23 protein-coding genes are annotated in these 24,680 nt (G+C 58.3%); 12 read left to right on the top strand and 11 right to left on the bottom strand.

From position 1 onward, the window contains the following. Positions 1 to 702: a Crp/Fnr family transcriptional regulator gene (locus WHJ28_RS07970; RefSeq protein WP_340041383.1), complete on the bottom strand. Its 702-nt coding sequence runs from the start codon at positions 700 to 702 to the stop codon at positions 1 to 3. Between the two features lie 197 nt (positions 703 to 899). Between WHJ28_RS07970 and WHJ28_RS07965 the strand changes: the two genes are divergently transcribed. The 4 genes from WHJ28_RS07965 (at position 900) to WHJ28_RS07955 (ending at position 4,451) form a co-directional block, all read left to right on the top strand. Beyond that, positions 900 to 1,790 (top strand): helix-turn-helix domain-containing protein, encoded by an 891-nt coding sequence (locus WHJ28_RS07965; RefSeq protein ID WP_340041381.1) that lies wholly within the window; start codon positions 900 to 902, stop codon positions 1,788 to 1,790. An 86-nt stretch (positions 1,791 to 1,876) separates the two neighbouring features. Next, positions 1,877 to 1,957, top strand: a complete 81-nt coding sequence (locus WHJ28_RS16585) for a DUF6219 family protein (RefSeq protein WP_490374919.1) — start codon at positions 1,877 to 1,879, stop codon at positions 1,955 to 1,957. A gap of 18 nt (positions 1,958 to 1,975) precedes the next feature. Then, on the top strand, positions 1,976 to 2,245 hold the full coding sequence (locus WHJ28_RS07960; RefSeq protein WP_340041379.1) for a DUF6110 family protein: 270 nt from the start codon (positions 1,976 to 1,978) through the stop codon (positions 2,243 to 2,245). 61 nt (positions 2,246 to 2,306) lie between these two features. Continuing rightward, entirely contained in the window at positions 2,307 to 4,451 is a 2,145-nt protein-coding gene (locus tag WHJ28_RS07955; protein WP_340041377.1) for a heavy metal translocating P-type ATPase, read from the top strand. Positions 4,452 to 4,535: 84 nt separating this feature from the next. Here the strand turns inward: WHJ28_RS07955 and WHJ28_RS07950 are convergent, their stop codons facing one another. The 5 genes from WHJ28_RS07950 to WHJ28_RS07930 all read right to left on the bottom strand — a co-directional run bounded on the left by WHJ28_RS07950 (position 4,536) and on the right by WHJ28_RS07930 (position 11,461). Continuing rightward, entirely contained in the window at positions 4,536 to 5,873 is a 1,338-nt protein-coding gene (locus WHJ28_RS07950; RefSeq protein ID WP_340041375.1) for an ABC transporter permease, read from the bottom strand. A 3-nt stretch (positions 5,874 to 5,876) separates the two neighbouring features. Then, on the bottom strand, positions 5,877 to 8,351 hold the full coding sequence (locus tag WHJ28_RS07945) for a COG1361 S-layer family protein (RefSeq protein WP_340041373.1): 2,475 nt from the start codon (positions 8,349 to 8,351) through the stop codon (positions 5,877 to 5,879). Beyond that, positions 8,341 to 9,075: an ABC transporter ATP-binding protein gene (locus WHJ28_RS07940; protein ID WP_340041371.1), complete on the bottom strand. Its 735-nt coding sequence runs from the start codon at positions 9,073 to 9,075 to the stop codon at positions 8,341 to 8,343. The genes WHJ28_RS07945 and WHJ28_RS07940 overlap by 11 nt, the downstream gene beginning before the upstream one ends. A gap of 126 nt (positions 9,076 to 9,201) precedes the next feature. Beyond that, entirely contained in the window at positions 9,202 to 10,797 is a 1,596-nt protein-coding gene (locus WHJ28_RS07935) for a HAMP domain-containing sensor histidine kinase (RefSeq protein ID WP_340041369.1), read from the bottom strand. Then, on the bottom strand, positions 10,787 to 11,461 hold the full coding sequence (locus WHJ28_RS07930) for a response regulator transcription factor (protein ID WP_340041367.1): 675 nt from the start codon (positions 11,459 to 11,461) through the stop codon (positions 10,787 to 10,789). The genes WHJ28_RS07935 and WHJ28_RS07930 overlap by 11 nt, the downstream gene beginning before the upstream one ends. Before the next feature lie 258 nt (positions 11,462 to 11,719). On the opposite strand from WHJ28_RS07930, the gene WHJ28_RS07925 reads away from it, so the two are divergent. The 3 genes from WHJ28_RS07925 to WHJ28_RS07915 all read left to right on the top strand — a co-directional run bounded on the left by WHJ28_RS07925 (position 11,720) and on the right by WHJ28_RS07915 (position 13,829). Continuing rightward, positions 11,720 to 12,676 (top strand): L-lactate dehydrogenase, encoded by a 957-nt coding sequence (locus WHJ28_RS07925; RefSeq protein WP_340041365.1) that lies wholly within the window; start codon positions 11,720 to 11,722, stop codon positions 12,674 to 12,676. 316 nt (positions 12,677 to 12,992) lie between these two features. Beyond that, the gene (locus WHJ28_RS07920; protein WP_340041363.1) at positions 12,993 to 13,331 is read left to right on the top strand and encodes a hypothetical protein; all 339 of its coding nucleotides are present in this window, start codon (positions 12,993 to 12,995) and stop codon (positions 13,329 to 13,331) included. 114 nt (positions 13,332 to 13,445) lie between these two features. Then, positions 13,446 to 13,829 carry a RidA family protein gene (locus WHJ28_RS07915; protein WP_340041361.1) on the top strand — a complete coding sequence of 128 codons (384 nt, stop codon included), beginning with the start codon at positions 13,446 to 13,448 and terminating at the stop codon, positions 13,827 to 13,829. A 70-nt stretch (positions 13,830 to 13,899) separates the two neighbouring features. Here the strand turns inward: WHJ28_RS07915 and WHJ28_RS07910 are convergent, their stop codons facing one another. From WHJ28_RS07910 to WHJ28_RS07895, 4 genes are all read right to left on the bottom strand, one after another. Next, entirely contained in the window at positions 13,900 to 14,595 is a 696-nt protein-coding gene (locus WHJ28_RS07910) for an S-layer homology domain-containing protein (RefSeq protein ID WP_340041359.1), read from the bottom strand. Positions 14,596 to 14,611: 16 nt separating this feature from the next. Then, entirely contained in the window at positions 14,612 to 16,054 is a 1,443-nt protein-coding gene (locus tag WHJ28_RS07905; RefSeq protein WP_340041357.1) for a hypothetical protein, read from the bottom strand. A gap of 46 nt (positions 16,055 to 16,100) precedes the next feature. Continuing rightward, the gene (locus tag WHJ28_RS07900) at positions 16,101 to 17,354 is read right to left on the bottom strand and encodes a hypothetical protein (RefSeq protein ID WP_340041355.1); all 1,254 of its coding nucleotides are present in this window, start codon (positions 17,352 to 17,354) and stop codon (positions 16,101 to 16,103) included. 114 nt (positions 17,355 to 17,468) lie between these two features. Then, on the bottom strand, positions 17,469 to 18,215 hold the full coding sequence (locus WHJ28_RS07895; RefSeq protein ID WP_340041353.1) for a stalk domain-containing protein: 747 nt from the start codon (positions 18,213 to 18,215) through the stop codon (positions 17,469 to 17,471). A 150-nt stretch (positions 18,216 to 18,365) separates the two neighbouring features. Here WHJ28_RS07895 and WHJ28_RS07890 point away from each other — a divergent pair, with 150 nt between their 5' ends. From WHJ28_RS07890 to WHJ28_RS07880, 3 genes are all read left to right on the top strand, one after another. Further along, complete coding sequence (locus WHJ28_RS07890; RefSeq protein WP_204707188.1) at positions 18,366 to 18,692, top strand: helix-turn-helix domain-containing protein; 327 nt, start codon at positions 18,366 to 18,368, stop codon at positions 18,690 to 18,692. A 164-nt stretch (positions 18,693 to 18,856) separates the two neighbouring features. After that, the gene (locus tag WHJ28_RS07885; protein ID WP_340041350.1) at positions 18,857 to 19,840 is read left to right on the top strand and encodes an RNA polymerase sigma factor; all 984 of its coding nucleotides are present in this window, start codon (positions 18,857 to 18,859) and stop codon (positions 19,838 to 19,840) included. Continuing rightward, a complete protein-coding gene (locus tag WHJ28_RS07880) occupies positions 19,816 to 20,628 on the top strand; it encodes a leucine-rich repeat domain-containing protein (RefSeq protein WP_340041348.1) in 813 nt (270 codons plus the stop codon). The genes WHJ28_RS07885 and WHJ28_RS07880 overlap by 25 nt, the downstream gene beginning before the upstream one ends. Positions 20,629 to 20,696: 68 nt before the next feature. Here WHJ28_RS07880 and WHJ28_RS07875 read toward each other — a convergent pair whose 3' ends face one another. Continuing rightward, on the bottom strand, positions 20,697 to 22,064 hold the full coding sequence (locus WHJ28_RS07875) for an MATE family efflux transporter (protein ID WP_340041346.1): 1,368 nt from the start codon (positions 22,062 to 22,064) through the stop codon (positions 20,697 to 20,699). A 232-nt stretch (positions 22,065 to 22,296) separates the two neighbouring features. Here WHJ28_RS07875 and WHJ28_RS07870 point away from each other — a divergent pair, with 232 nt between their 5' ends. Continuing rightward, on the top strand, positions 22,297 to 22,539 hold the full coding sequence (locus WHJ28_RS07870) for a FeoA family protein (RefSeq protein WP_204707182.1): 243 nt from the start codon (positions 22,297 to 22,299) through the stop codon (positions 22,537 to 22,539). Further along, positions 22,530 to 24,665, top strand: coding sequence for a ferrous iron transport protein B (feoB, locus tag WHJ28_RS07865; protein ID WP_340041342.1), 2,136 nt, complete (start codon positions 22,530 to 22,532; stop codon positions 24,663 to 24,665). The genes WHJ28_RS07870 and feoB overlap by 10 nt, the downstream gene beginning before the upstream one ends. Positions 24,666 to 24,680: the final 15 nt, after the last annotated feature.

Raw genomic sequence — 24,680 nt, 5'->3', positions numbered from 1 at the left:
TCAGCCGTTGATGTGATGCTCGATGTGGGTCTTCATACGGCGGTAACCGTCTTCGGTGATCAGAATCTTGCCGCGCTGGACCCGGATCAGGCCCAGCTCCTCCAGCTTTTGAATGCTGCGGTCCAGGGTCTTGACGGAAAAGCCGATCTCGTCCGAGATCTGAGCCCTGGTCTGCTTCAGCTCCAGCTGCTGGGGTGTAGGGATACGCTGCTCGAATTTGCGGATCAGATGGACCATCAGCCGGTCCTTGCCCTCCATAAAGAGGTACTTCCGCGCCTCAGCGGTCTGGGTGATGAGCCGGCGCATATTCTCCTGCGTGCGCAGAAAAAGGGCGTCCACATCCATCCGCATCCAGTCCATGTAGGTGTCCGCTGGAATGGAGAGTACCCGGCACCGGGTGGAGGCTACGATGCTGATGCGGTATTGGGGGAGTCCGGCAAAGCATTCAATCTCGCCAAAAAAATCCCCCGGTCCAAAATCCTTGAAGGAATAGGGCCGCTCGTGCATGGGCCACTCTACGCCGGTCACCTTGCCGGAGAGGATCACAAAGATATGGGTACAGTCTGTGCCAGCCTTGATGAAGGTCCGGTCTGCCTCAATGTCGATCAGGGTCATGTAGTATTTGACCTCTTCGGTACAGTTCCGGAACAGAAACTCCATGTAGTTTCGTTTCTGCGGCGGGAGCTCCTTAAAAATATCCACAAGACTGCACCTCCTTGGTTGTATTATATCGTTACATTCCTACAAAAGAAAAGGCCATGTGTCTCATTTTTTTATTTTTTTTATGGGACATGAAAAATTCTGTGGTCTTCCGTACTTGCAATTTTGGGAAAAATATAGTATCCTTTGGTTAGTTAATGCTAACTAACGGAGAGCGGAAAGGGAGCGGAGGGCGCTTTATGCTGATGGAGCGGTTGAGAAAAAACGGGCCCGGAGCGCGGACAGACTGGGTGTCTGCAATGTCAGGGGTACAGGTGTGCAGCTTTGCGCTGGCGGGAGAGCAAACGCTGCCCCTATATCTGGAGCCGCTGCATTTTGAGACATTGTTCTGTCTGAAGGGCGGGATGACGGTGGAATGCGGCGGACGGGTGCTTCGGGCTGAGGCGGGGGACATCCTGCTGCTGTCGGACGGGGAGTGGCTGCACTCCGCCCGAATCTGTGGGGGACTGGAGGGAAGCCTGGTGGTCGTGGACGCCGGGAAAGCTGGAGAGAGCCTGCGGACGCTGTGCTGTCTGATGGGCTATCTGGAGCTGGATACCGCAGCGGTGCGGGAAATCATGGATCGCCGGAAGGGATGTGGGCTGCTGAAGCGTACGCCGTGGAGTCGGGCGGTGTTTGAGGTCCTGGAAAGACTGGAGGGAGTGGAGCAGGGCCGCTACTGTATCTGGAAGACGGTGGAACTGCTGTATTTGCTGTGCAAATGGAACGGTATGTTGGAGGAGCGCGGCAGTGACAGCCCTGTTTGGCGCACCGGAGCGGAGATAGGCGTTTATTTGGAGAGACATATGGGGGAAAAGCTGACCATAGCTGAGCTGAGCCGCCGGTTCTGCTTGTCCCAGACAGCGTTGAAAAACTATTTCCGGCAGGTCTACGGGGTGCCGGTCCATACCTGGCTGAGGCGGCGCCGGATGGAGCGGGCGGCCAGGCTGCTTCGGACCTCCTCTCTGTCGGTACTGGAGATCTCCCAGGCGGTGGGGTACGAGGGCATCAGCCAGTTCAACGTTACCTTTAAAGACTGTTACGGAATGACGCCTGGGACCTATCGAAAAATGTCTGAAACCGGAGGATGAGGACTGTTTCCGAAAGACGGGGAGGCCTGATTCTGGTATACTTCAAGACTCAAGGATCCGATGCCTGATCATAAGGAGGGAGCCCATTGAAGCGTCATCGATTTTGGGCCTGGGGGGCCGTGATCTGTATGATCATGGTCATGCTGACCGGCTATCAGCGGAAATAACCGAAAGGAAGTGCTTGTATGAAGGTATATGCCAAGCTGGCCTGCTTTGTGGGCGGCGCGCTGTTTGGCTCGGTGGGCGTAAAGCTGCTCACCAGTCAGGACGCCAAGCGGGCCTATGTCCATGCCACGGCTGCCGGACTGCGGATGAAGGACTGTGTCATGAAAACCGTGACCACTGCTCAGGAGAATGCCGCCGATATCCTGGCCTCAGCCAAAGATCTGAACGAAAGTCGGACTGCCCGGCAGGCTGAAGCCGACGCGGAGGCCCGGTTGGACGACGAGGAATAAGCCGAAGCTGAGGGGGAGCCGTGGAAACGGCTCCCCCTTTTCATGGAGGAGAACAGCAATCATGAAAGCCATTATTTTGCATGAGAGCAGAGGCCGTATCCGCCTGCGGGTGGCCGGAAAAGGCATGAGCCTGGCTCAGGCCGATCTGCTGGAGGCCTGGCTCCAGCGGGAGCCCTGGGTCAGAGAGGTGACGGTCCACGAACGGACCGGCTGCGTGATTTTGCGCTATCAGGGGGACCGGGCGGTTGTGCTGGCGGCCCTGCGACGGTTTTCCTGGCGGGAGGCGGCGCGTACCATAACGCTGCCCCCCCACAGCAGCCGGGCCCTGAACCGGGAATTTGAGGGAAAGCTGGTGGGCAAGCTGGTGTGGAAGGCGGCCACTACCCTCTTTCTGCCGCCTCCCCTGCGGATCGCCCGGGTGCTGTGGCAAATGTGCCCCTTCCTCCGGCGGGGGCTGAGCTGCCTGTTCCACAGACAGATGAAGGTGGAACTGTTGGATGGCATATCCATCGGTATTTCGGTGTTCCGCCGGGATTTTGCCACGGCGGGGGCGGTCATGTTTCTGCTGGAGCTGGGAGAGTTGCTGGAGGAGTGGACCAGAAAGAAATCGGTGGAGGATCTGGCCCGGTGTATGGCCCTTAACGTGGATCGGGTGTGGCTGAAAACGGACCTGGGAGAGGTGCTGGTGCCCCTTTCTCGGGTCCGGCCGGGGGACCGGCTGGTGGTCCGCTCCGGCAGCATGGTACCGGTGGACGGTGTGGTGACAGAGGGAGAGGCCACGGTGAACCAGGCCTCCCTTACCGGGGAATCCATCCCCGTGGCCAAGCGGCCCGGCGGTGTAGTGTATGCCGGCACGGTGGTGGAGGAAGGTGAGTGTATCCTGGAGGTGCGCCATGCCTCAGGTCAGAGCCGATATGATCAAATCATATCTATGATTGAGCGTTCCGAACAAATGAAATCGGCCACCGAGAGCCGGGCGCTTCATCTGGCGGACCGGCTGGTGCCCTATACCTTGGCCGGCAGTCTGCTCAGTCTGGCGCTGACACGAAGTCCTGCCCGGGCCCTGTCGGTGCTGATGGTGGACTTCTCCTGCGCTCTGAAGCTGGCTATGCCTCTGGCGGTTCTGTCCGCTATGCGGGAGGCAGGCAAACGCCATATTACCGTCAAAGGCGGCAAATTCCTGGAGGTGGTGGCCCGGGCGGATACGATTGTTTTTGATAAAACGGGCACCCTGACCCGGGCCTGTCCCCGGGTGGCTCAGGTGGTCCCCTTCAACGGCCGCTCTGAGACCGAGATGCTGCGGCTGGCGGCCTGTCTGGAGGAACACTTCCCCCATTCTATGGCCAACGCCGTGGTGGAGGAGGCCAGGCGCCGGGGCCTCACTCACGAGGAGTTCCACTCCAAGGTGGAGTATTTGGTGGCCCACGGCATTGCCAGTACGGTAAACGGACAGCGGGTGCTGATCGGCAGCGCCCACTTTGTGTTTGAGGATGAGAAATGTACCATACCGGTGGCGGAACAGGACCGCTTTGACGGGCTGCCTTCGGAATATTCCCATCTATATCTGGCGGTGGGTGGAGAGTTAGCGGCGGTACTGTGCATTTCCGATCCTCTGCGGGAGGAGGCGAAGCCGGTGCTGGCCGCCCTGAAGGATCTGGGCCTGACCCGGACGGTGATGCTTACCGGCGACAGCTGCCGCACCGCCGCCGCCATTGCCGCCCAGGTGGGAGTGGACCAGTTCCGGGCGGAGGTGCTGCCGGCAGACAAAGCGGACTATGTGGCGAAACTCCGCCGGGCAGGACATACGGTCCTGATGGTGGGGGACGGCATCAACGACTCTCCTGCTTTATCTGAGGCTGACGGCGGCATTGCGATTCAGGACGGCGCGGCCATCGCCCGTGAAATCGCTGATATTACCATCTCGGCGGAGAGTTTGTGGGAACTGGTGGAGCTGTGGCAGATCGCCATGGCCCTTATGAGGCGCATCCGGGCCAACTATCGCTTTGTGATCGGGTTTAACGGGACGCTCATTGCCCTTGGTGTGGCGGGGCTGTTGGCCCCAGCCGCCTCCGCCGCCCTGCATAATCTCTCCACCCTGGGGGTCAGCCTGCACAGCATGAGCCCTTTGAAGCAGAAGATCTCGCAAAGGAGTGGATTGTCGAAAATCGGCGGGGAACAGGGGCGAAGTCAGGGGATAGAGTCATAAGAAAATGATCCATATCATACAAAAGGCCCGCCGCAGGTGCAACAACCTGCGGCGGGCCTTTTGAGTGCTCTGTGGAGAGAAGGGCTATTCGCTTTTGATGGCCTCCAGGGCGGGTATGCGTACCGCCTTGTTGGCGGGATAATAGCCAGAGCCCAGACCGATAAGAATGGAGAATACGATGGCGAAGAGCAGCAGCCAGGGCGGGATCACAGAGACTCGTGTCACTGTCTCGCCGCCTACAATGGCGGGCAGCAGATTTTCCATGGATGGACCCAGTGAAACCAAGTTGATGGCCACCGAGGCGATAAAGCTGATGACGCAGCCGATCAGTCCGCCGATCAGTCCAATGGCTCCGGCCTCTGAGAGAAACATGACTCTGATATCCGAGACATAGCAGCCCAGAGATTTCATGATGCCGATTTCCCGAGTGCGCTCTGAGATGGACATGATCATGGTGTTGGTGATGCCCAGGGCGGCGACAAACAGAGAGATGGCGCCCAGGCCACCCAGCATCATTTGCTTCTGGCGGGCCTCCTTTTCCATAGGCTTACGGATGCTTTCCATAGATTCGGTGGGGTAGCCCATAGATTTGATCTCACGCTCCACTGATTCCACCTGGTCGATGCTTTTGACCTTTACAATAATAGAGTCATAGACCGGTTTCTTGCCTTTGCGGCCCTGAACCTTTTCCATCAGCTTCAGAAGCTCGGGCATATTGAGCAAAATCCCTTCAGAGGTCTCGAGGCCTTTGGAGTAGTCCTCCTTCACTGTGCCAACTGGGTTGAAGGGAAGGGTGAGCTTTCCGCTCTGAGTTTCTATTTCCATGGTAAGGGGCTGCTTCAGAGGGTCCAGATAAGGGGGGGGAGGATCGACGGGGTTACCGCTGTCATCAAACTCCCCGCTCCAGCGGTCTATCATGTTGCGTCCCTCCGGGCGCAGGGTATCCTTAAAACTGTAGGCCAGATATTGTCCGGTCAGGATCTCGCCCTCTCGCTTGGGCAGCACACCGGTAGTCAAATGGTATCCCATCTGTTCCAGTACTGCGGTATCAACTCCTACCACGGTAGTCCAGTCGGCAATATAGCGCTTTCCCGTTCCGGTGAGGAGACGAACGGAGTCTGCATTCAGGCTCAGTTTGGGGGTCAAGGCCTCCACGCCGGGCAGGTTCTTTAGTCGACGCAGCAACGGGTCGTCCAGCTTGGCCTTGCCCCGGCCGCCCTGAGGGGCGCTCACAGTAATGATGGTCAGGTCCCCCATTTCAGCCAGGGTCCTGTCCTGGGCCTCCTTCATGCCGATGCCCAGGGATACCATGATGACGATGGAGCAACAGCCGATGAGGACGCCCAACACGGTGAGGAAGGTACGGGATTTGCGGCGCATCAGGTTTTGAAGACAGATGCGCAGCATATCTTTTTGCTTCATGTTTTATTCCCCCTCATTGGAAGGCGGGGTGTCGTCCCAATCGTCCCAGCTATTTTCGTCGGTCTTGCCGCCCTTTTTCTTTTTCCAGATCAGCAGGCCTACGACGCTGGCCAGGACCGCCGCTCCGGCGACCAGTCCCACAGTCAGCCAGGGGAAACCGCCCTCCCTTATATCGGCGTCAAGGTCATCGGGGAAATCCTCCGGCGGCGGAGGAGCAGTCACATGGAGGGTGACGGGAAATTCCCGAGTCTGGACCTGTTGGTCGGCGTTTTCATAGCTGATCTTCAACACCACCTTGACGTCTCCCTCGGTGTTGGGTGTGAGGGCAAAACCGATGTTGCCGTTGGCTCCCGCTGTGACGTTGCCCAGATACTGAGTGCGGGCGGGAGTATCCACCCCTTCGCCCTCCACCGTGGCCTCCAGGTTGGCCATGTCATCCTTGCCCTTGTTCACATAGGCCAGCAGCAGTTCGGTCTCCTCGCCCAAGGACACTGTTTCCGGTACGGCGGGAGCGTTGATCTGAAAGCGGTCTGGCTGGTAGACGGGAATGGACAGCTTGACATCAGAGTTGGTCTGGGTGCGCTTTTCGCCATCCACAAACTCATACTTGAAAGAGAGCGTCAGACCCTGGGCGCCGCTTTTGCCGGTGGGTACGGCCCGCATGGGAATCTCCTGGCTCTGGCTGCCTCCGGCCGCCAGAGTCTTATAGAAGTAGGTGTTGGTGCTGGCGTCCATGGTGAAGGTCTCTCCGCCGTCCACAGTGACTACCACGTTGGAGATGGGCACGGCGCCGGTGTTCTCAAAGGTAAAGTTCAGAGGGAAGGAGCTGCCGGAGGGTACGGAACTCTTACCATAGGAATAGCTGCGCACCACCACGTTGGGTACGGAGGTATCCGACTTGGAGGAGGCGTTGGCGGCAATATTTACCTTGTCGGAAGAAGTAGCCTGGGTCATGGTTTCGCCATTGTCATAAAGGTATTTCAGTTCGGTGTTCAGAGACTGGTTGGTGGAGGAGAGTTCCTTGGTGGCCTGTACCTTGACGGAGATAGAGGTACTTTTTCCCGGCGCCAGGTCGGGCAGCAGGAAGGTGGAGGTGGGGTCCATCAGAATGAGGGACTCGGAGGTGGTGACAGATACCACCGGCTTGACCAGAGCGGTGGTGCCGGCATTCTGGAAGGTCAGGGTGACAGGCAGGGTCTCGCCAGCGGAGATGGGCTTGCCTGTGGCCGAGCGGGTAACCAGCACCACCGGCTGGGGTACGGTCTCCTTGGCCAGGGTGGGCACCACTACTTTGTCGGAGACGGAGGCCTGGGTCATCATGCCGCCGTTGTCATAGCCGTATTTCAGCTCGGTGCTCAGGGTCTGGCTGGTGCTGCTGTTGCCCCGGGCCACCTGGATCTGTACATCCAGACTGGCGGTGGAGCCTGGCTGGATATCAGGCAGCAGGAAAGTGGCGGCGTCATTGAGGATCATCAGGGATTCGGAGGGGGTGACAGCCACTACCGGCTTGACCAGAGGGGTGGCACTGGTATTCTGAAAGCGGATGGTAACAGTAGCGCTCTCGCCCACGGCCAGGGGGTGGGGCAGGGTGGAGCGGGTGACCAGCACCACCGGCTGAGGCACGCTCTCCCGGCCGATGGCGGGGATGGAAATCTTGTCGGTGACATTGCCTTGAACGGTGGAGACGTTGTTGTAGTAGTTGAACTTCAGATCCACACCTAAAGATTGGGCGGGGGAGGGGATGGCGCTGGCGCCCTTGACCGTGATCTCCAGGCTGACGCTCTTTTTTCCGGCGATATCAGCCAGGGGGAAGGAAGAAGTGCCGCTCCCCAACAGCAGACCATCGGAAGGGGTAAAGGTCACCACGGGGGATTTCAGCTTGATATTGCTCAGGTTCTGAAAGGTGACCTTCAGCTTGACCTCCTGCCCGGATTCAATGGGTTTCTCCAGTTCGCTGCGGGAAACCAGAACCATGGGGGCGGGAGCGGGATCAGGGGCGGAGGGAGGCTCGGGAACGCTGGTGGGCGCTTCATATACCACCGCTTCGGTGATGGTAACCTCCAGGGTCTGGTAGGAGCTGGCGTCGCCGGCAGTGCCCACCTGGAGTTTCAGACTCTGTCCCACGCCTTTGTACGTCAGGCCGGTAAGCCGGACGGCATAGACCAGCGGGGCGGACTCAGAGGAGGTCTTTTCCACCGAGAGAGAGCCGCCGGTAAAGCTGTCGTCCAGCTTGGTGATGTCCAGTGTTTTGGGATCGCCGGCCCCGGTACCGTCGCCGGTATCCTTGACAGACACGGTGATATTGACCGTATTGCCTTTTCTGATACTGCCAACCGAACGGCCGGAGGGGTCGGTGACGGTATAGCCAGTGATGTACAGGTTGCTGCCTTCGGCGGCAAAAACCGCGGGCAGCGCCGCCGCCAGCATGGCCAGCAGCAGGAGCAGAGAAATGCCGGTGCGTAACACATTATGCTTCATGGGGAAATCTCTCCTTTGGATTGACTTGGTTGCTGACGATCTCGCCGTCGATAAGCTTGACGATCCGATTGGCGTAGGTGGCCATTTCCGGGTCGTGAGTGACCAGGATGATGGTCTGGTGGTAATCCCGGGCAAAGCTACAGATCATGTCCATGATCTCCACCGTGGTTTTGGAGTCCAGGTTGCCGGTGGGCTCGTCGGCAAAGACCACGTCGGGCCGTGCGATAAAGGCCCGGGCAATGCCGGCCCGCTGCTGCTGGCCGCCTGACATCTGCCGCGGAAAGTGGTCCAGCCGGTGGGCCAGTCCAACCCGGGTGAGCAGCTTGCGGGCAGCAGCTTCCCGCTGGGCTTTGGGCACGCCCCGAAACATCAGGGGGAGTGCCACGTTTTCCGTGGCGGTCAGGTTGGGCAGCAGGTTGTAGGACTGGAATACAAAGCCCAGGTGCTGCTGCCGGAAGGCGGCCAGCTGATTTTCATTCAGACGGGAGATGGGTACCCCGCCGATGAGGACCTCCCCACGGGTGGGCTTCTCCATACCGGCCAACTGGTTGAGTAAGGTACTTTTCCCCGAGCCGGAGGTGCCGAAGATACAGCAGATCTCCCCTCGGGACACACTTAAATTGATGCGCTTGAGCGCCACCACCGTCTCATCTCCGATGGGGTACTCCTTGCGGACATTTTTCACTTCGATGATGGGGCGGCTGCGCAAATCAGGCCCATTCATAGGTGTTGCCCCCTTTCTGAATGGGAGTATACCGGGCCACTCTTTATTCCCCGTGTGGGTTTGTTTAAGATTTGTAAAGGCGGAAGAAAGAAAAAAGACGCTCCGGACTGGAAAGCGTCCGGAGCGTCAAAATGATATGGAGGAGGGAGGCTGCCACAGGGGAAGCGTGAGAAGAAATTCGGTGCCCTGCCCGGCTGCGGGGCGGGCGGAGAGGGCGATAGAGCCGTTGTGCAGCTCCATAATGCGGCGGGTGATGGACAGGCCAAGGCCGCTGCCCTGACCAGAGCGGGCATCGCTGCCCACCACAAAGGGCTCAAAAATATACTTGATTCGCTGGGGGGGAATGCCGGCGCCGTTGTCCGCCACAGTGAGCAGAGCTTTGCCCTCCGCCTCGGTCAGCCGGAAGAAAAGCATGGTGCCCAGTCGGTTGTGGCGCAGGGCGTTGGACAGCAGATTATCCAGCACACGGCGGAATTGCAGGGGGTCCAGCTGGCAGCGCAGGGCCCGGTCGGGCAGATCAATGTCCAGCCCGAAGCCTGCCAGATCGATCTCGTCATATTTGTCCGCCAGATAAGCCCGCAGAAACTCGCACAGGTCGGTAGGCTCGGTGTGGAGCACAAACTCCGGGTGCTCCACTTTGCTGTATTCATGGAAGGCATCCACCAGTTCGGTGAGGGCAGCCGCCTTACCCTGAATGGCCCGCAAATAGCGCTCCTGCTCCTGTGGCGGTACCTTTCCGTCGCAAATAGCGTCGATATAGCCAGCAATAACAGTGATGGGGGTCTTGAGGTCGTGGGAGATGTCGGCAATCAGCTTCTGCCTGCCCTGATCCAGCCGCTGGCGCTCCGCCTCACTCTCGGCCAGCCGGTCGGAAAATCGGTCGAAGCTCTCTCCGATGCGCCGGATCTCCCGTGTACCGCCGCAGTCCCCCACCCGGACCATTCGGCCCTCGGACTGGGAGACCACCGCATCATTGAGCTTACGCAGGGGACGGCCGATCCGGTGGCTCAGCCACCAGATGAACAGCCCCGCACTGAGCAGGAACAGGGGAATGAAGAGCAGCCACACCTTCCAGCTGTCCTGATACTGCCTCAAATAGTCGGTGTCGCTGATCATTGCCTCTCGCAGCAGAATGGTCATGGGAGCGTTATTCTCATTTACAAAGCTCCCTCGGGTGAGGAACGCGTTGGGAAACCGCTTACCCGATAGATAGAGAAACTCCTGAGGCGTGTAGACGGTCTTACCATCCTCCAGGCCGCCGAATATAACCTGGTAGGAGGCGTTCAGCACCATGGTGTCCACCGAGCCATCAGTAGTGGACTGGCGGATCACCAGATAGCGGGAAGGACTGTTCCTGTTAGATTGAGTGAAGGTGGTAGTGAAGGCGTCGGCGTCCCAGGGTTGGACACAGGCCAGCTCGCCGGCGGTACAGAGCGGGTCAAATCCGCCGTCGGAGGCATAGACCAGCAGTCCCTCCCCGTCGTAGACGGCAAAGGCGCTGCCGGTGTCGCCGGTATAGTGGGCCAGGTTCTGGTAATTGCCGGACAGCAAATCTTTGTCGGCCATCAGTCCGGCCCAGTCCGGCGGCTGGTAGAGTCGGGTCAGCTGCTGATCCCACAGACAGAAGATTCCTCCGGCAATGACCAGCAGGGTAAGGGTAAACAGCAGGTAATTGCGTACCAGCAGACCAAACAGGCTGCCGGGAACCGGTCTATTTTTCAAGCTTATACCCCAATCCTCTCACGGTGATGATGTAGCGGGGGTCCTTCGGGTCGTCCTCCAGTTTGTCCCGCAGCTTGGAGATGTGGACCATCATGGTGTTGTCATCTCCCTCAAAGTATGGACCCACCGCCCCCTCATATAGCTGAATCTTGGTAAAGATACGGCCGGGGGAGCGCATGAGCAGCGCCAGGATCTTATATTCCATGGGGGTCAGGGCGATGGGAACGCCGCTTTTGGTCAGCTGGCAGGTGACAGTATCCAGCGCCAGATTCCGGACGGTGAGCACATCCTGACCAGTCCGGCCCGCCCGGCGCAGCTGGGCCTTCACACGGGCCACGATCTCCACAGGGTTGAACGGCTTGGCAATGTAGTCGTCGGCGCCCAGATTAAGACCCAGGATCTTGTCGTTGTCCTGGCTTTTGGCCGACAGGATCAATATGGGCAGCTGGCTATACTGGCGCAGGGCACGGGTCAGTTCAAAGCCGTTAAGACCGGGCATCATGATGTCCAGGATGGCCATGTCGGGGCTGTGGGTTCGGGCCAGCTCCAGCGCCTTGCCGCCGTCGTCCGCCTCCAGAACCCGGAATCCCTCCCCCTCCAGATAGAGCCGCAGCAGGCCCCGGATATCCGCGTCGTCCTCGGCGATAAGGATCATAGGTGTCATGAGCAGCGCCTCCTGTTGCTGTTTTATATTTTTATTGTAACAGAGCAGACCCGCTTGGGAAAGTCCGACCTGAGAAAAAAGCGGGTCCTTTGCAAATCTTAAGAAACAGAGAGTCGAGTGGGGACGCTGAGAAAATTGTATTTGTGTTGCATCTGCAACTGACAGAACAACGGAAAACATATATGATTTATATGAAATTTAAGATTGATAACAGTACGGACCGTGGCCAGATCCACGGAGTATTGAGAGGTGTATAGTATGCAAAAGACCATTATGAATCCCCGTAAGGCTGCTGTGATTGGCTGCGGCTTTGTAGGTTCCGCCACGGCCTTTGCTCTGATGCAGAGCCATTTGTTTTCCGAGCTGGTGCTGTTGGATGTGAACTTTGATAAGGCTGACGGCGAGGCCAAGGATATCGCGCACGGCATCCCATTTGCCGGAGCCATGAAAATCTATGCCGGCACCTATGATGATGTGGCGGATGCCGCTGTGGTCATTGTGACGGCAGGGGCCAACCAGAAACCCAACGAGACCCGGCTGGATCTGGTCCACAAGAATGTGGCAATCTTCAGGAGCATCATCCCTGAGATTGCCAAACGGGACTTCCAGGGCATCCTGCTCATTGTTTCCAATCCGGTTGATATCCTGACCTATGCCGCCCTCAAGCTCAGCGGACTGCCGGAGCATCGTGTGATCGGCTCGGGCACCGTGCTGGACACCGCCCGGCTCAAATACCAGCTGGGGCAGCATCTCCATGTGGACAGCCGCAGTGTTCACGCCTTCATTATCGGTGAGCACGGAGACAGCGAGATCGCCGCCTGGAGCAGCTCCAACGTTTCCGGTATTCCCCTCAACGATTTCTGCGAGATGCGGGGGCATTTTGATCATGCCTCCTCTATGAAGGAGATCGCCGAGAAGGTCAAGACCAGCGCCTATGAGATCATTGCCAAGAAGCAGGCTACCTACTACGGCATTGCCATGTCGGTAAAGCGGATCTGCGAGGTCATCGTCCGCAATGAGCGGTCTATTCTGCCGGTGTCCACCATGATGCACGGGGAGTACGGCATCGAGGGAATCGCCCTGAGTATGCCCGCCATCGTGGGTCTGGACGGCGTAGAGACCCATGTACCAATTGTGCTGGATCAGGAGGAGCAGGAGCAGCTGCGCCGCTCGGCAGAGACCTTGAAGCAGGTGGCTGCTGCCCTGGAACTGTGAGGCCTGAATCAAATCCCGTCAGTCAGGATCGCCCGCGTGACGTACAGGGCCTAATGGGGTAATATGCTTGTAAACCGGTGGGACGGCCTCTGTCCCGCCGCACAGGAAAGGAGCGGGTGACGTGGTGGAGTCTACCCTTTTGTGGGCAATTCTGTCTTGAAACTGAACGAAACCTTAAAGATCATAAAGGAAACCTTTTTTTGCTGAACTGTGACAACTTTCCGGCCTGGATAGGAGTCTAACCATCGAAGCCCGGGCGGCCACTCCGCCCAGGGGCAGACAAATCTGCTACAGAAGCAAAGAAAGGAACATGATGATGAAACAGAAAATCTGCCTGGTACTTACCCTGGTGATGGTAATGCTCGCCCTGACCGCCTGCGGCAGGATGGGCGGCGGGAAGACGGAGGACAGCGGCTCCGGTCAGCCCCAGTCCACGGAAAAAGCCGAGGAGAAGAAGGTGAGCGGCGTCATCAACCGGATGGGTGACTATCTGGTGCTCCTCACCGGCGATGGTGAGTACCAGGTCATGGACTTCGGCAAGGGGGTCAGTGCCGATGGCTTTGCCGAGGGAGACTCGGTGGAGATCACCTACACCGGCGAGTTGGGGGTGGACGGCGCTGTGCCGGTGATCACCTCCATCAGTAAGTCGAAGTAAGCTGAAACGGCCAAGAGCACCGTTGCGTTTAGATGGGATCTGTGGGATAATGAGTTGAAAGCAGGCCTGTCCTCACTCCACAGGCCAAACCATGGAAAGGATGAAGTGGATTTTATGGACAATACCTACATTCGCTTTACAGATGATCAGGAGGCCCCCTATTCCGACCTGGTAGTGGTGGACGGGAAGTATCTCTTCCTATCCGGCCTGGTGTCCGAAGATCTGGAGACCCAGGAGCTGGCCTGCGGTGATATCACCTTTGAGACTCGTCAGGTGCTGAACAATCTGGAGCAGCTGCTCAAGCGCTACGGTTCCGATATGGACCATGTGGTGCGGATCGACGTGCTGCTGCGGGATTTTGCCGAGCGGGACGAGATGAACGCAGAGTATGTGCGTCACTTTGCCCCCAAGCGGATGCCTGCCCGGCTGTGCTACGGCAACGTGGGCCTGGCGGACGCCTGCAAGATCGAGATCGCGGTGATTGCCGTCAAGTGCTGAATATGGAGAGATGAAGCGCCCCCCGCGCCCGGTTTGACCGGGCGTGGGGGGCACTGTTTGTTGTGTGAGATCAACCGGCCTGAGCGCCATACTGGCTGTAGATCCGCCAGCTCAGCAGAATGGCCTGCTCCACGGAGCAGGAGTCCTGGGGGGAGAGGGTAACGCTGGAGGTACCCTTCATAATGCCGTTGGCGGCCAGGGCGCCCACGCCCTCCGTCGCCCAGAGGGAGACGCTGCTCCGATCGGTGTAGCCCGCAATAGAGCCCGCCTTGGGGGCCAGGTCCGTGCCGGTGGCGGTTTCAATGGTGCCCACGGCCCGGTAGAGCATGGTGGCGATCTGCTCCCGGTTGGTGGTGAGGGTGGGGGCAAACTTGTCGCCGCCGGTGCCGGTGACGATACCCGCCTGGCTGGCCTTGCGGATGGCCAGACTGTTGCTGTCGGAAAAGGTACCCTCGGGGGCGGCGGGCAGTTCTTCCTTCTGAATGACCTCAACCAGCTGCACCGCCAGCTGAGCAAACTGCTCCCGGGTGATCTGATCCTGATAGGAGGGGTTGCCGGTGAACTGGGGAATCAGCCCGGCCTCGGCGGCCTTCGCCACCTCGGACTTGGCCCAATCGCTGGGGCCGATGGTGACGCCCTGTTCGACCTCCACCTCTACCTGAGTCATGTCCTGCTTGTCCACCTTCCAGGCGAAGGCAGGCAGGATCAGCACCGCAGCGGCCAGAACAGTACAAGTTATACGCTTGAATACAGTGAAATGTTTCATGGTCATACTCCTTTTCTCATCGTTCACAGACGCTGTGGTCCACTGTGTCGGCGGGGATGCCCTGCAGCTCATGGCCCGGGGGATAGTAATCGATCATGGACAGATAGTTTCCGGTACGCTGGAAGCCCATCACATCCGCCAGCCATGCCGTACCGGCAGGGCCATCGCATACGGGCTGGAATTCTCCGGTAGAACCCCTGGGATACCAGTACTGCTCGTAGGGAATGGTGTTATAAAATGCGTGAAGGTCGGCGTCATCGCTGAAGGTGACGATGGCGGCGTCCACATACCGCTCCATCAGCTCAGGCAGGCCGCTGCTCTCCCAGACTCCGTTAAAGATCCCCTGGTGAACGATGCCGGGGGTGGAAATGGTGTAGGTCTTGCTGCTCCCTGCGGGCACCTCGTAGGGGAGGAAGAACACGCCGGCTTCTCCCTGACTGCCCTCCTGACTGAATGCCACCAGAGCCACCACACCGGCGTCGGTCACATCGGTGGGGTTGGTCACGGTAACGTCCATGCCGCCATAGGCCGCCATACCCACATTCACGCCCGTAATTTTGGCAGTGGAGGCAAAGAGGCTGGGGGCATTTTTGTTGTACTCCGGCAGAGCCGGCGCATGGAACTCAGGAACAAAGGGCTGCTCCGGCTGTTCCGGCTGTCCGGTCTGGCCTCCGCTGCCGGGCTTGTGGGGATCGCTGACGCTGTTGCCGTGCTCCCGGTGGCCGATCCATACGCCGTCCTGGTCGTACAGGGGCAGCTTGGTCACTTTTTCCCAGTCCTGGATCAGGGTCCAGCCGGTGAGCAGCTTCCCGTTGGGGTCGATGTAGGCGTATTCAAAGCCATACCAGCGCTCAGGCGCATTGGGATTGTAGGTGGTGGTATCCCGATAGGCGTCGGTACCAAAGCCAAAGGAGGGCACCTCCGGCTTCCGCAGGACGAGGGCCCTGCCGTTGATAAAGCTGCCGGCATAACGGATGGTGGTGCTGCTGCCCACCTCCAGCCAGGTATAGTCTCCGTGGGGAGAGACCACCTTATTACCCTTGGTGTTGACATAGCCCAGACCGGAGTACACCCCGCCATCGTCGCCGATGACGGCGGCATAACCGCCGGAGAAGGAGTACATATCCGCATAGCGGCCCCGGTTCAGGTCGTGGAGATTGCCGTTTTTGTCCACATAGTTGGTCCAGTAGCCAGTATATCCGTCGGGAGGACTGATGCTGTCGTTGACCCGCAGCAGGCCGTCGTGGAATTCCGCACAGAAGTTCCAGCCGTCGGCGGACACCTCATAGATTCCCCGGTCGTTCAGAAGATATTTGTGCTGAGTCCAGAAGTCCAGGGTCTCCTGGTTGGGGGTGATGGTAAAGCCGTCAGGCTCCATGGTGTAGGCCTGGGCCGCGCCAGGCAGCAGGCTCAGGTAAAGTAAGCCGCACAGGCACAGACTGCCCATCCGGACAGTCAAACCTTGTTTTCCTCTCATAAGACTCATTCCCTTCTAAAAGCTGATGTTACAGTTCCTTATAGTCGAACAGGATCGGGTTCTCCCGGTCTTCCATATAATAACCCTGGCTGGTATAGCCCAGCAGCTCTGTGCCTCTGGGCACAAAGGTGTTTTCCCGGTGCTCTCCGGTGGTCAGGTCATATACCATATGCACAGGTTCCTCTTCTTCCCAAACATGATACAGCAGCTTATCGGCGATGATGGCATCCAGAAATACATCCTGGTCGCTCTCCCAGAGGAGCCGCTGGTTGCCGCCGTCAGGGTCTCTGGCCTCGATGGTCCAGAGAGTTTGATCTTCATTGACGGTATTGCGGATAGCGATCTCGTCGGTAAGCAGGGTACACCAGAGGGCAACCTCTTCAGTGGCCGCCGGCTGGAGCATATCATCAAACCAGTATGCTTGGCCATACCCCAAACACCATGCTCCATTTCCCACATGGTAGGAGGAGGTGGGGATACCAATAGTCTGCCACTCCTGCAAGGTCCCGTTGAGCGCATCCACAGCCACTGTCTCCGATGCGCCGGGACCCATTCTGTGGTTCAGGCTGATACAGGTGACTTCCACCATCTGATCCTTCTTCTCCTGCCATTCCCACGCCGCCTCCGGCATCATGGAGTACTGCGTATAGCCGTATTCCCCCTCATATTCCGCCCAGGTGGTGTACTTGATAAATAGGTTCAGGTGATTGACCGACCCGTCACTGGGGATATAAACGGTCTCTTTCTCACCGGTCTGGATGTTCCGGCGCATGAGGAAATATTTATAGATGATGTATTCGTGGCTGGAATCCTCGTCCACCAGGGTGCTGGTGGAGTCAAAGGGGATCTTCACCCGGTAGGTTCCTTCCATCAGCGGGCCGATGGTATGGGTCTCCGGGTCCACCAGACGGACCCGGACGTTGGACACCCCCCGCTCCAGGGGGATCTCCCCGTTTTCGGCACGCTGGCCCACATAGTTTGGCTCCATCTCGTACAGCTCCACCGGGTCCAGGCCGTTGATGGTGTAGTAGAGCTCCAGCTCCTCCGCCCCGCTGACGGTAAGCACCTGGGACTCTGTGTACAGTCCCGGCTCCAGGGAGAACTGGCACTGGGAGAAGGCGGTGTCATCCATACAATAGGGCGTCGGCGCAGGGGTGGGAGACGGGGTGGGTTCTGCCTCTGTGCCTGTTAAGGCGGAAGGCTGAGAACCAGCGTGACACCCCGCCAGGGCCGCGCACAGCGCGAGGCCTGCCAGACACAGCTTCCAGTGATTACATTTCATTGCTTCTCCTCCTCATCCTGCTCCACAGGATTTGCGCAAGCAGGTATCCTCTTTCGATGTTTGATGCAGGCGGCAGCCGCCGGAACCATCCGGCGGCTGCCGCCCTGGATTTTGTCAGCCCGCGGAGGCCTCCGTGAAGGTCACGTTGTAGAAGTAGCCGTAATCGATGAGAGTCCCATGATTATTCACACCACTGATTCCAATATACAGGTAATCGCAGCCCCGGATGTTGGTGTGAACGGACACCGGTTCATCTCCGGATTTGAGCTCATAGCTGTCGATGAGGTTTTTGGTGCCATACTGATCCACTGCGTAGATGGACAGTGTGCCGGTATAGTCGCTGTTCAGGGTGTCTTGCTTGGCTACAAATTCCCCGTTGAGCTCGGTGTACCGCCCATCCAGTTTTACAGTTTCGCCATCTCTATACAGGTTAAAAGGAGTCTGGGTCTCACCCAGCAGCTTGAATTGGGCATTTGACCCAGTTCTGGCCACCGCATAGGATTCGTTATAGGGCTTCAGCTCATCGGCCCGGACCACCTTGCCTGCGCCGGGCTTGAGGCCAATATACACGCTCTCAGTCTTGGGGTCCCACTCCACCGGCTTGTCGGTGAGCATTCCGGTGAGGGCACGGACGGGCAGGTAGGTGGTACCGGCGTAGATCAGGGGCTCCACCTCGTTGCCGTTGACGTCGGTGGGCACCTGCAGCTTGCCGTCCACATAGAGGGAGATCCCGCCCATGGAGACGTTGATCTGCTTGAAGGCGGACATGGCGTAGGCAGGCAGGCCGCTGCCGGCGATGACGGCGGCAGCCAGCAGGCCGGCGCCGAAGCCCTTGATGGTGTTGTGGTTGAACTTTTTCATTTTTGTTTCCTCCTGTTTTTCATGATCTTGGCTGTCTTGCCATGTTCTATTGTAGTAATAATATTTCTAAAGTCAATAGAAATGGTAATAATAGTTCCAATTCATGCAACGGTTAAAATTATCCGTTATCATGAATCTGAGGTGAGTTCCTTGACCTTTGGAGAACGGCTGCGACAGCTGCGGGAGGAGCGGAACCTGACACAAAAAGCCATTGCCGGGATCATCGGCATATCTCCGCGGATGGTCAGCTTTTATGAGAGCGGCGCCCACTTCCCGCGGGAGGAGGGGACTCTGCTCAAGCTGGCACAGTTTTTCGGGGTCTCCACCGACTACCTGCTGGGATATTCCGATGTGCGCTGTGTGGAACAGCTGCGTAAATTAAATCAGGCTTTTCAAGGGCTGCCCGAGGCGGAACGCGAAAGTCTGATGGATTATTTGGACTTTCTGTCCGCGAAACAGAAACGTCCGAAGCCTTGACCGCCCTTCGCCGTTCCGCTCCGGCAGCGGTGTGAGTTGGTCCGCTCACGGAAAGTAAGACCTGCCGAGTTGTCGGCAGGTTTTACTTTTCTGAAAAAATTTTAAAATTTCGTTGCGGGACTTTTTCCCCTTTGTTATGATGGAACAGCGAGGGAGGAGAGTCCATGAAACTGATCGAGCAGGTGCGGCTGGCCCGGCAGGGAGACCCGGAGGCCCAGACCGCCCTTTATGAGGCCATGTACAAGCGGGTCTACTACCTGGCCTTTCGCATGACCCGCAGTGCCGAGGACGCGGAGGACGCCGTGCAGGAGGCTTTTCTGTCCGCCTTCCGGGCGCTGCCCAATCTGGCCGATCCAAACGCCTTTGAGGGGTGGATGTTTCAGATCACCGCCAATAAATGCCGCAATGTGCTCAGTAAGTCCGGGCGCTATACCCAGCTTCCGGAGGATGAGGACGGCAATACGATTCTGGACGAGCTGCCCGAGGAGAATGAGGGCCTGATCCCAGCCTCCGCGCTGGAAAACCGCGCCCACCGGGAGATCATCCTCTCCATCATTGAGGCTTTGCCCCAGCAGCAGAAGGAGTGCGTGCTGCTGTTTTACTATTCCGAGCTTACCGTGGCGCAGATCGCTCAGGTGCTGGACTGTTCTGAGGGTACCGTCAAGAGCAGGCTGAACTATGCCCGCAAAAAGCTGCGGGATGGTATTCTGGAGACCGAGGAGCGGGACGGTATCCGTCTGCACACCCTGGCGCCTCTGGGCCTGCTGTTCCTCCAGGATTTTCAGGAGTTGACCGCCGGTATGACTGCTGGCGCTCTGGGCGGTACGGCAGCGGTCGCAGCAGCAGCCGGTTCCGGCACCGCGGCCGCAGGTTCCGGTACTGCCGCGGGCGCAGCAGCCAAGACAGGACTGTTTGCCACTGTGAAAGCCAAGGTGATCGCAGGCGTGACGGCAGCCGCTCTGGTGGTGGGCGGCGGCGTTGTGGTCTTCAGCCAGCCTAAGCCCTGGCCTTTACCGACCCGGCGCTGGAGGCCAACCTGCGGATACTGCTGGACAAACCGGAGGGAGCCATTTATCCGGCGGATGTGGAGAACCTGTACGCCCTCTATATCTTTGATGACGGCATGGCAACTGAGACCGGGTACATGAGCCAGCCGGTGACCCAGGCGGAGCGCGGAACCACGGCGGTGAGCAGCCTGGCCGATCTGGAGCAGCTGTCTGGATTGAACAGCCTCTACTATATGTCATCCGATCCGGCCCTGTTGGACACCCTGGGACAGCTGCCGGAGCTGCGGGAGTTGATCATCACAGGAGAAAATGTAAATGTGCCTGACTTCTCCTTTGTGTCCGGAATGTCGAACCTGAACCATCTCTCTGCCCGTGTTGCTGGAGATGCCGATTTAAGCGCAGTGGAGGAGTGCGCGGCCCTGCAGCGGCTTATGCTGTGGTCGGAGGGAAGTATCTCCCTCAATGCCGGAAAACTTACCGAGCTGCTGGAACTGAATCTCTCGGGGAATCAGAACGGAATGCAGCCGGAGTCGACTTGTGTGCTGGAACTGGACCAGCCCTTGCCTCAGCTTCTGTCCCTGACGGTCCATGGCGGAGCGTTGCCGTCCCTGGACTTCCTGTCCAATACCCCGGCGCTCCAGTCCCTGGATCTGTATAGCAACAACCTGGGTCAGCTGGATCTGGGTCCCATTGGCGGCCTGAAGGAGCTGCGAGCCATTAGTTTGATGGCATCCTACGACCAGATCCTGGATCTGGCGCCTCTGGCCAACTGCCCGGCGCTGGAGGTTTACCTGGCTTTCAACGGTACGGTGCTCAATCCGCCGTCCCAGGCTGTTACGGATACAGAAAGCAGTTTGCCCATTTATAATCAGGTGATCTTGAGCATCCAAGACGAGATTTATGCCAGACGGGCGGAGCAATGGGACTGACTGTATGAATCAATGTGAAAAGGGCGCGCTGCAAGTTTGCAGCGCGCCCTTTTCACAGGTTTGACAAATTATTCGACGTCGCCCAGAGGAGCGATCACATTGCGGTAAACAAGGCGGAGGAAGAGCAGGCTCAAAGTCAGGGAGGCCACCTCGGCGATGGGGAAGGCCCACCACACGGCAGTCACGTTTCCGCTCAGAGAAAGCAGATAGGCCGCGGGAAGGAGCACGACCAGCTGACGTACAATGGACATGATCATGCTCAGCACGCCGTTGCCCAGAGCCTGGAAGGTGGAGGAACAGATGATGTTGAAGCCGGCGAAAGTAAAGCACAGACTGATGATTCGCAGCGCCGGTACGCCGATGCGCAGCATCTCATCCGAAGCCTCAAAGAGACTGAGGATGGGGGCGGCGAAAAACTGAATGATCACCAGGCCTGCCAGCATGATCCCTACGGCGAGAATGGCGCTGAAGCGCACGGTTTCAGTGAGGCGCTTGCGCTTCCGGGCGCCAAAGTTGTAGGAGACAATGGGTACCATGCCGTTGTTCAGACCGAATACCGGCATGAACACAAAGCTTTGAAGCTTGAAGTAGACGTTGAATACCGCGACGGCGGTGGAAGTGGAGATGGCGCCCAGGATCAGATTCATGCCGAAGGTCATGATAGAGCTGATGGAGTTGAGCACAATGGTGGGGATGCCCACGCTGTAGATTCGGCTAATGATGTGTCCACGGGGGCGGAAACCCTTCAGCTTGGGCTGGATCTCATGGTTGTGGGTGATATTGAAGATCAGCGCCAGAATGGCGGCAACGATCTGGCCCAGCACGGTGGCTCCGGCGGCGCCGGCCACACCCATCTTGGGGAACGGCCCGATGCCGAAGATGAGGATGGGGTCCATGATAATATTGATCACCGCGCCCACGCCCTGGGTGATCATCGTATAGAAAGTGCGTCCGGTAGACTGGAGCAGCCGCTCAAACATGATCTCCATAAAGAGACCCACGGAAAGACCGGCACAGATCCGCAGATAGGCTACGCCCTGGTTGACGATATCCGGGTCGTTGTTCTGAGCCAGGAAGAAGGGCTCGGCAAATGCCACACCAGCAATGGAAAAGACCAGCATACTGAGAAAAGCCAAAAAGACGCCGTTTTCCGCAGTATGGTTGGCTGTCTCAAAATCTTTGGCGCCCAGGCTGCGGGAGAGGAGAGCGTTGACGCCCACGCCGGTACCCACACTGACAGCAATCATCAAATTCTGATAGGGAAAGGCCATTCCTACGGCAGCCAGTGCGTTTTCGCTGACTTTGGCTACAAAGTAGCTGTCCACCACATTATACAGAGCCTGCACGAGCATGGAAATCATCATGGGCAGGGACATGGAGAGGACCAGTTGTTTGACAGGCATGACGCCCATTTTATTTTCTTGCAATTCCGACATAAAAAACCTCCCAACCGAAAAGAGAGCCGCAGCGATCCGCTGCGGCAAAAAAGAATACATTTCGCTGTTATTCTAAACGATTATATATGGTTAGTCAATAGATTTTCAATATACGAATTAGTTTTCAATAGGAACCTGCCTTTTTGCTCCGCAATATGATAGGTTGTGGGGGCCTGCACCGGCTGACGGTAAGCCTCCATCCATTTCAAGCGACAGCGAGGAGCGTTATGATATGAGTACCATTACCTTGGATGCCCTTCGGGTAGGCCAGTGGGGAGAGGTGGCTGAGGTGCTGACTGAGCCCGCCATGCGCCGACGGCTGCTGGACCTGGGATTGGTGCCGGGGACTGCGGTAAGCTGCACGGCGGTCAGTCCTGCGGGGGATCCGGCGGCTTATCTGATCCGTGGGGCGGTCATTGCTCTGCGGCGGCGGGATGCCAGGGGCGTCAGATTGGCAGGCGCGCCATGGGACTGACGCGAGCTGCCACAGGAGCGGGCGCGGCTGCTGCCGCCCAGCCGCTGGGGGCTGAGGAGGCGGAGCGGGTGGTAGCTTTGGCGGGCAATCCCAATGTGGGTAAGTCCACCCTGTTCAATGCATTGACCGGCTTGCGCCAACATACCGGGAACTGGCCGGGTAAGACCGTAGCGGTGGCCCAGGGGCGATGCCAGTGGAAAGAAACTACCTACACGCTGGTGGATCTGCCAGGTACCTATTCGCTGCTGGCCCACTCTGCCGAGGAGGAAGTGGCCCGAGATTTCCTCTGCTTTGGCGGGGCTCAGGGTGCGGTGGTGGTGTGTGATGCCACCTGTCTGGAGCGCAACTTAAATCTGGTATTCCAGACTTTGGAGCTGGAGCCCAGAACAGTGGTGTGTGTCAACCTGATGGATGAGGCGGCCCGCAAGCATATCACGGTGGATCTGGAGGCTCTGTCCGCCTATTTGGGCGTTCCCGTGGTTGGGAGTTCCGCTGGCCGGGAGGAGGGGCTGGAGGAACTGATGGATGCCTTGGATATACTGCTGGACAGAGAGACGCCTCCTCAGCCCCGGCCGGTCCGCTATCCACCGCCAGTAGAATTTGCCGCCGCATCCCTCAAACCACTCCTGGAATCCAGGCTGCAGGGCAGACTGCCTGTCCGCTGGGCGGCCCTGCGACTGCTGGAAGGGGATCCCACTCTGCCTGCCAGTCTGGCGCGGCAGACAGGCTGGGACCCGGATAGGGACCAGGAACTTCAGGAAGCACTGATCAGGGCCAGGGAACAGCTGGCCCACAGCGGGATAACGGATCTGAGCGATCAGCTGGCGGCCAGTATGGTCCATGCCGCTCATCAGGCGGCCCGGGCAGCACTGCCCCAAGGTGCTGCCATTGCAGGCGGCGAACGTCTGGACCGACTGCTTACGGCCCGGGCCACCGGCATTCCAGCCATGCTGCTCCTGCTGGCGGCTGTGCTGTGGCTCACCATAGAGGGGGCCAACTATCCCTCCCAGCTGCTGTCCGATGGGCTATTCTGGATTCAGGACCGGCTTACCGACCTGTTTGTCTGGCTCAATGCCCCAGAGTGGCTCCACGGGGCGCTGGTCCTGGGAGTGTACCGAGTACTTGCATGGGTGGTCAGTGTCATGCTGCCTCCTATGGCAATTTTCTTCCCTCTCTTTACATTACTAGAGGATTTTGGGTATCTTCCCCGTGTGGCTTTCCTGCTGGACCATGGATTCCAAAAGGCCAAAGCTTGCGGTAAGCAGGCCCTGACCATGTGTATGGGATTCGGCTGTAATGCCGCAGGGGTGGTGGGGTGCCGTATCATCGATTCACCCCGGGAACGAATGATTGCCATTCTCACCAACAGTTTTGTTCCCTGCAACGGACGGTTTCCTACCCTCATCGCTCTAATTACAATGTTTTTTGTGGGTGCGGCAGGGGGATTGTGGCAGGGAATGGCGTCCTCACTGCTGCTTACCGGGGCTATTCTGCTGGGGGTGGTCATGACCTTTGGCATATCTCGCCTGCTGTCCAATACGCTGCTGAAAGGAATGCCGTCGGCCTACGCCCTGGAACTGCCGCCTTACCGACGGCCCAGAGTGGGGCAGATCCTGGTCCGCTCGGTGCTGGACCGCACGCTGTTCGTGCTGGGCCGGGCTGTGGCTGTGGCCGCCCCTGCCGGATTGGTGATCTGGCTGTGCGCCAATGTTACTGTAGGCGGTGCCAGCATTCTGGACTGGTGTACCGGCTTTTTGGACCCGTTTGGCCGGCTTCTGGGTATGGATGGTACTATTTTGATGGCCTTTTTGCTGGGCTTCCCCGCCAATGAGATTGTGATTCCCATTATTCTCATGTCCTATCTGTCCACCGGAACCTTACAGGATGCGGGTAGCCTTGAGGCCCTTCGGGAACTGCTGGTTGCAAACGGCTGGACTTGGACTACCGCTCTGTGTACCATGCTGTTTTCTCTGTTCCACTGGCCATGCTCCACCACTTGCCTGACCATTGCGCGGGAAACCCGCAGCGTAAGGTGGACGGTGCTGGCAGTGCTTATCCCCACAGTGCTGGGAATCTGTCTTTGTTTGCTGACAGCTTCCGTCTCACGATTACTAGGGGCGGCGTGATAAGTTTTGACCGGA

The sequence above is a fragment of the Flavonifractor porci genome (genome assembly GCF_037572415.1).
GTDB classification, from domain to species: Bacteria; Bacillota; Clostridia; order Oscillospirales; family Oscillospiraceae; genus Flavonifractor; species Flavonifractor porci.
This window is presented reverse-complemented; position numbering and strand designations above follow the sequence as displayed.

Coding starts and splice junctions, on each gene's coding strand:
- WHJ28_RS07965 (WP_340041381.1), top strand. CDS start 900: ATGCTGATGGAGCGGTTGAGAAAAAACGGGCCCGGAGCGCGGACAGAC.
- feoB (WP_340041342.1), top strand. CDS start 22,530: ATGGGACTGACGCGAGCTGCCACAGGAGCGGGCGCGGCTGCTGCCGCC.
- WHJ28_RS07925 (WP_340041365.1), top strand. CDS start 11,720: ATGCAAAAGACCATTATGAATCCCCGTAAGGCTGCTGTGATTGGCTGC.
- WHJ28_RS07900 (WP_340041355.1), bottom strand. CDS start 17,354: ATGAAATGTAATCACTGGAAGCTGTGTCTGGCAGGCCTCGCGCTGTGC.
- WHJ28_RS07885 (WP_340041350.1), top strand. CDS start 18,857: ATGAAACTGATCGAGCAGGTGCGGCTGGCCCGGCAGGGAGACCCGGAG.
- WHJ28_RS07930 (WP_340041367.1), bottom strand. CDS start 11,461: ATGACACCTATGATCCTTATCGCCGAGGACGACGCGGATATCCGGGGC.
- WHJ28_RS07875 (WP_340041346.1), bottom strand. CDS start 22,064: ATGTCGGAATTGCAAGAAAATAAAATGGGCGTCATGCCTGTCAAACAA.
- WHJ28_RS07945 (WP_340041373.1), bottom strand. CDS start 8,351: ATGAAGCATAATGTGTTACGCACCGGCATTTCTCTGCTCCTGCTGCTG.
- WHJ28_RS07870 (WP_204707182.1), top strand. CDS start 22,297: ATGAGTACCATTACCTTGGATGCCCTTCGGGTAGGCCAGTGGGGAGAG.
- WHJ28_RS07955 (WP_340041377.1), top strand. CDS start 2,307: ATGAAAGCCATTATTTTGCATGAGAGCAGAGGCCGTATCCGCCTGCGG.
- WHJ28_RS07920 (WP_340041363.1), top strand. CDS start 12,993: ATGAAACAGAAAATCTGCCTGGTACTTACCCTGGTGATGGTAATGCTC.
- WHJ28_RS07895 (WP_340041353.1), bottom strand. CDS start 18,215: ATGAAAAAGTTCAACCACAACACCATCAAGGGCTTCGGCGCCGGCCTG.
- WHJ28_RS07910 (WP_340041359.1), bottom strand. CDS start 14,595: ATGAAACATTTCACTGTATTCAAGCGTATAACTTGTACTGTTCTGGCC.
- WHJ28_RS07940 (WP_340041371.1), bottom strand. CDS start 9,075: ATGAATGGGCCTGATTTGCGCAGCCGCCCCATCATCGAAGTGAAAAAT.
- WHJ28_RS07950 (WP_340041375.1), bottom strand. CDS start 5,873: ATGAAGCAAAAAGATATGCTGCGCATCTGTCTTCAAAACCTGATGCGC.
- WHJ28_RS07960 (WP_340041379.1), top strand. CDS start 1,976: ATGAAGGTATATGCCAAGCTGGCCTGCTTTGTGGGCGGCGCGCTGTTT.
- WHJ28_RS07880 (WP_340041348.1), top strand. CDS start 19,816: ATGGCAACTGAGACCGGGTACATGAGCCAGCCGGTGACCCAGGCGGAG.
- WHJ28_RS07915 (WP_340041361.1), top strand. CDS start 13,446: ATGGACAATACCTACATTCGCTTTACAGATGATCAGGAGGCCCCCTAT.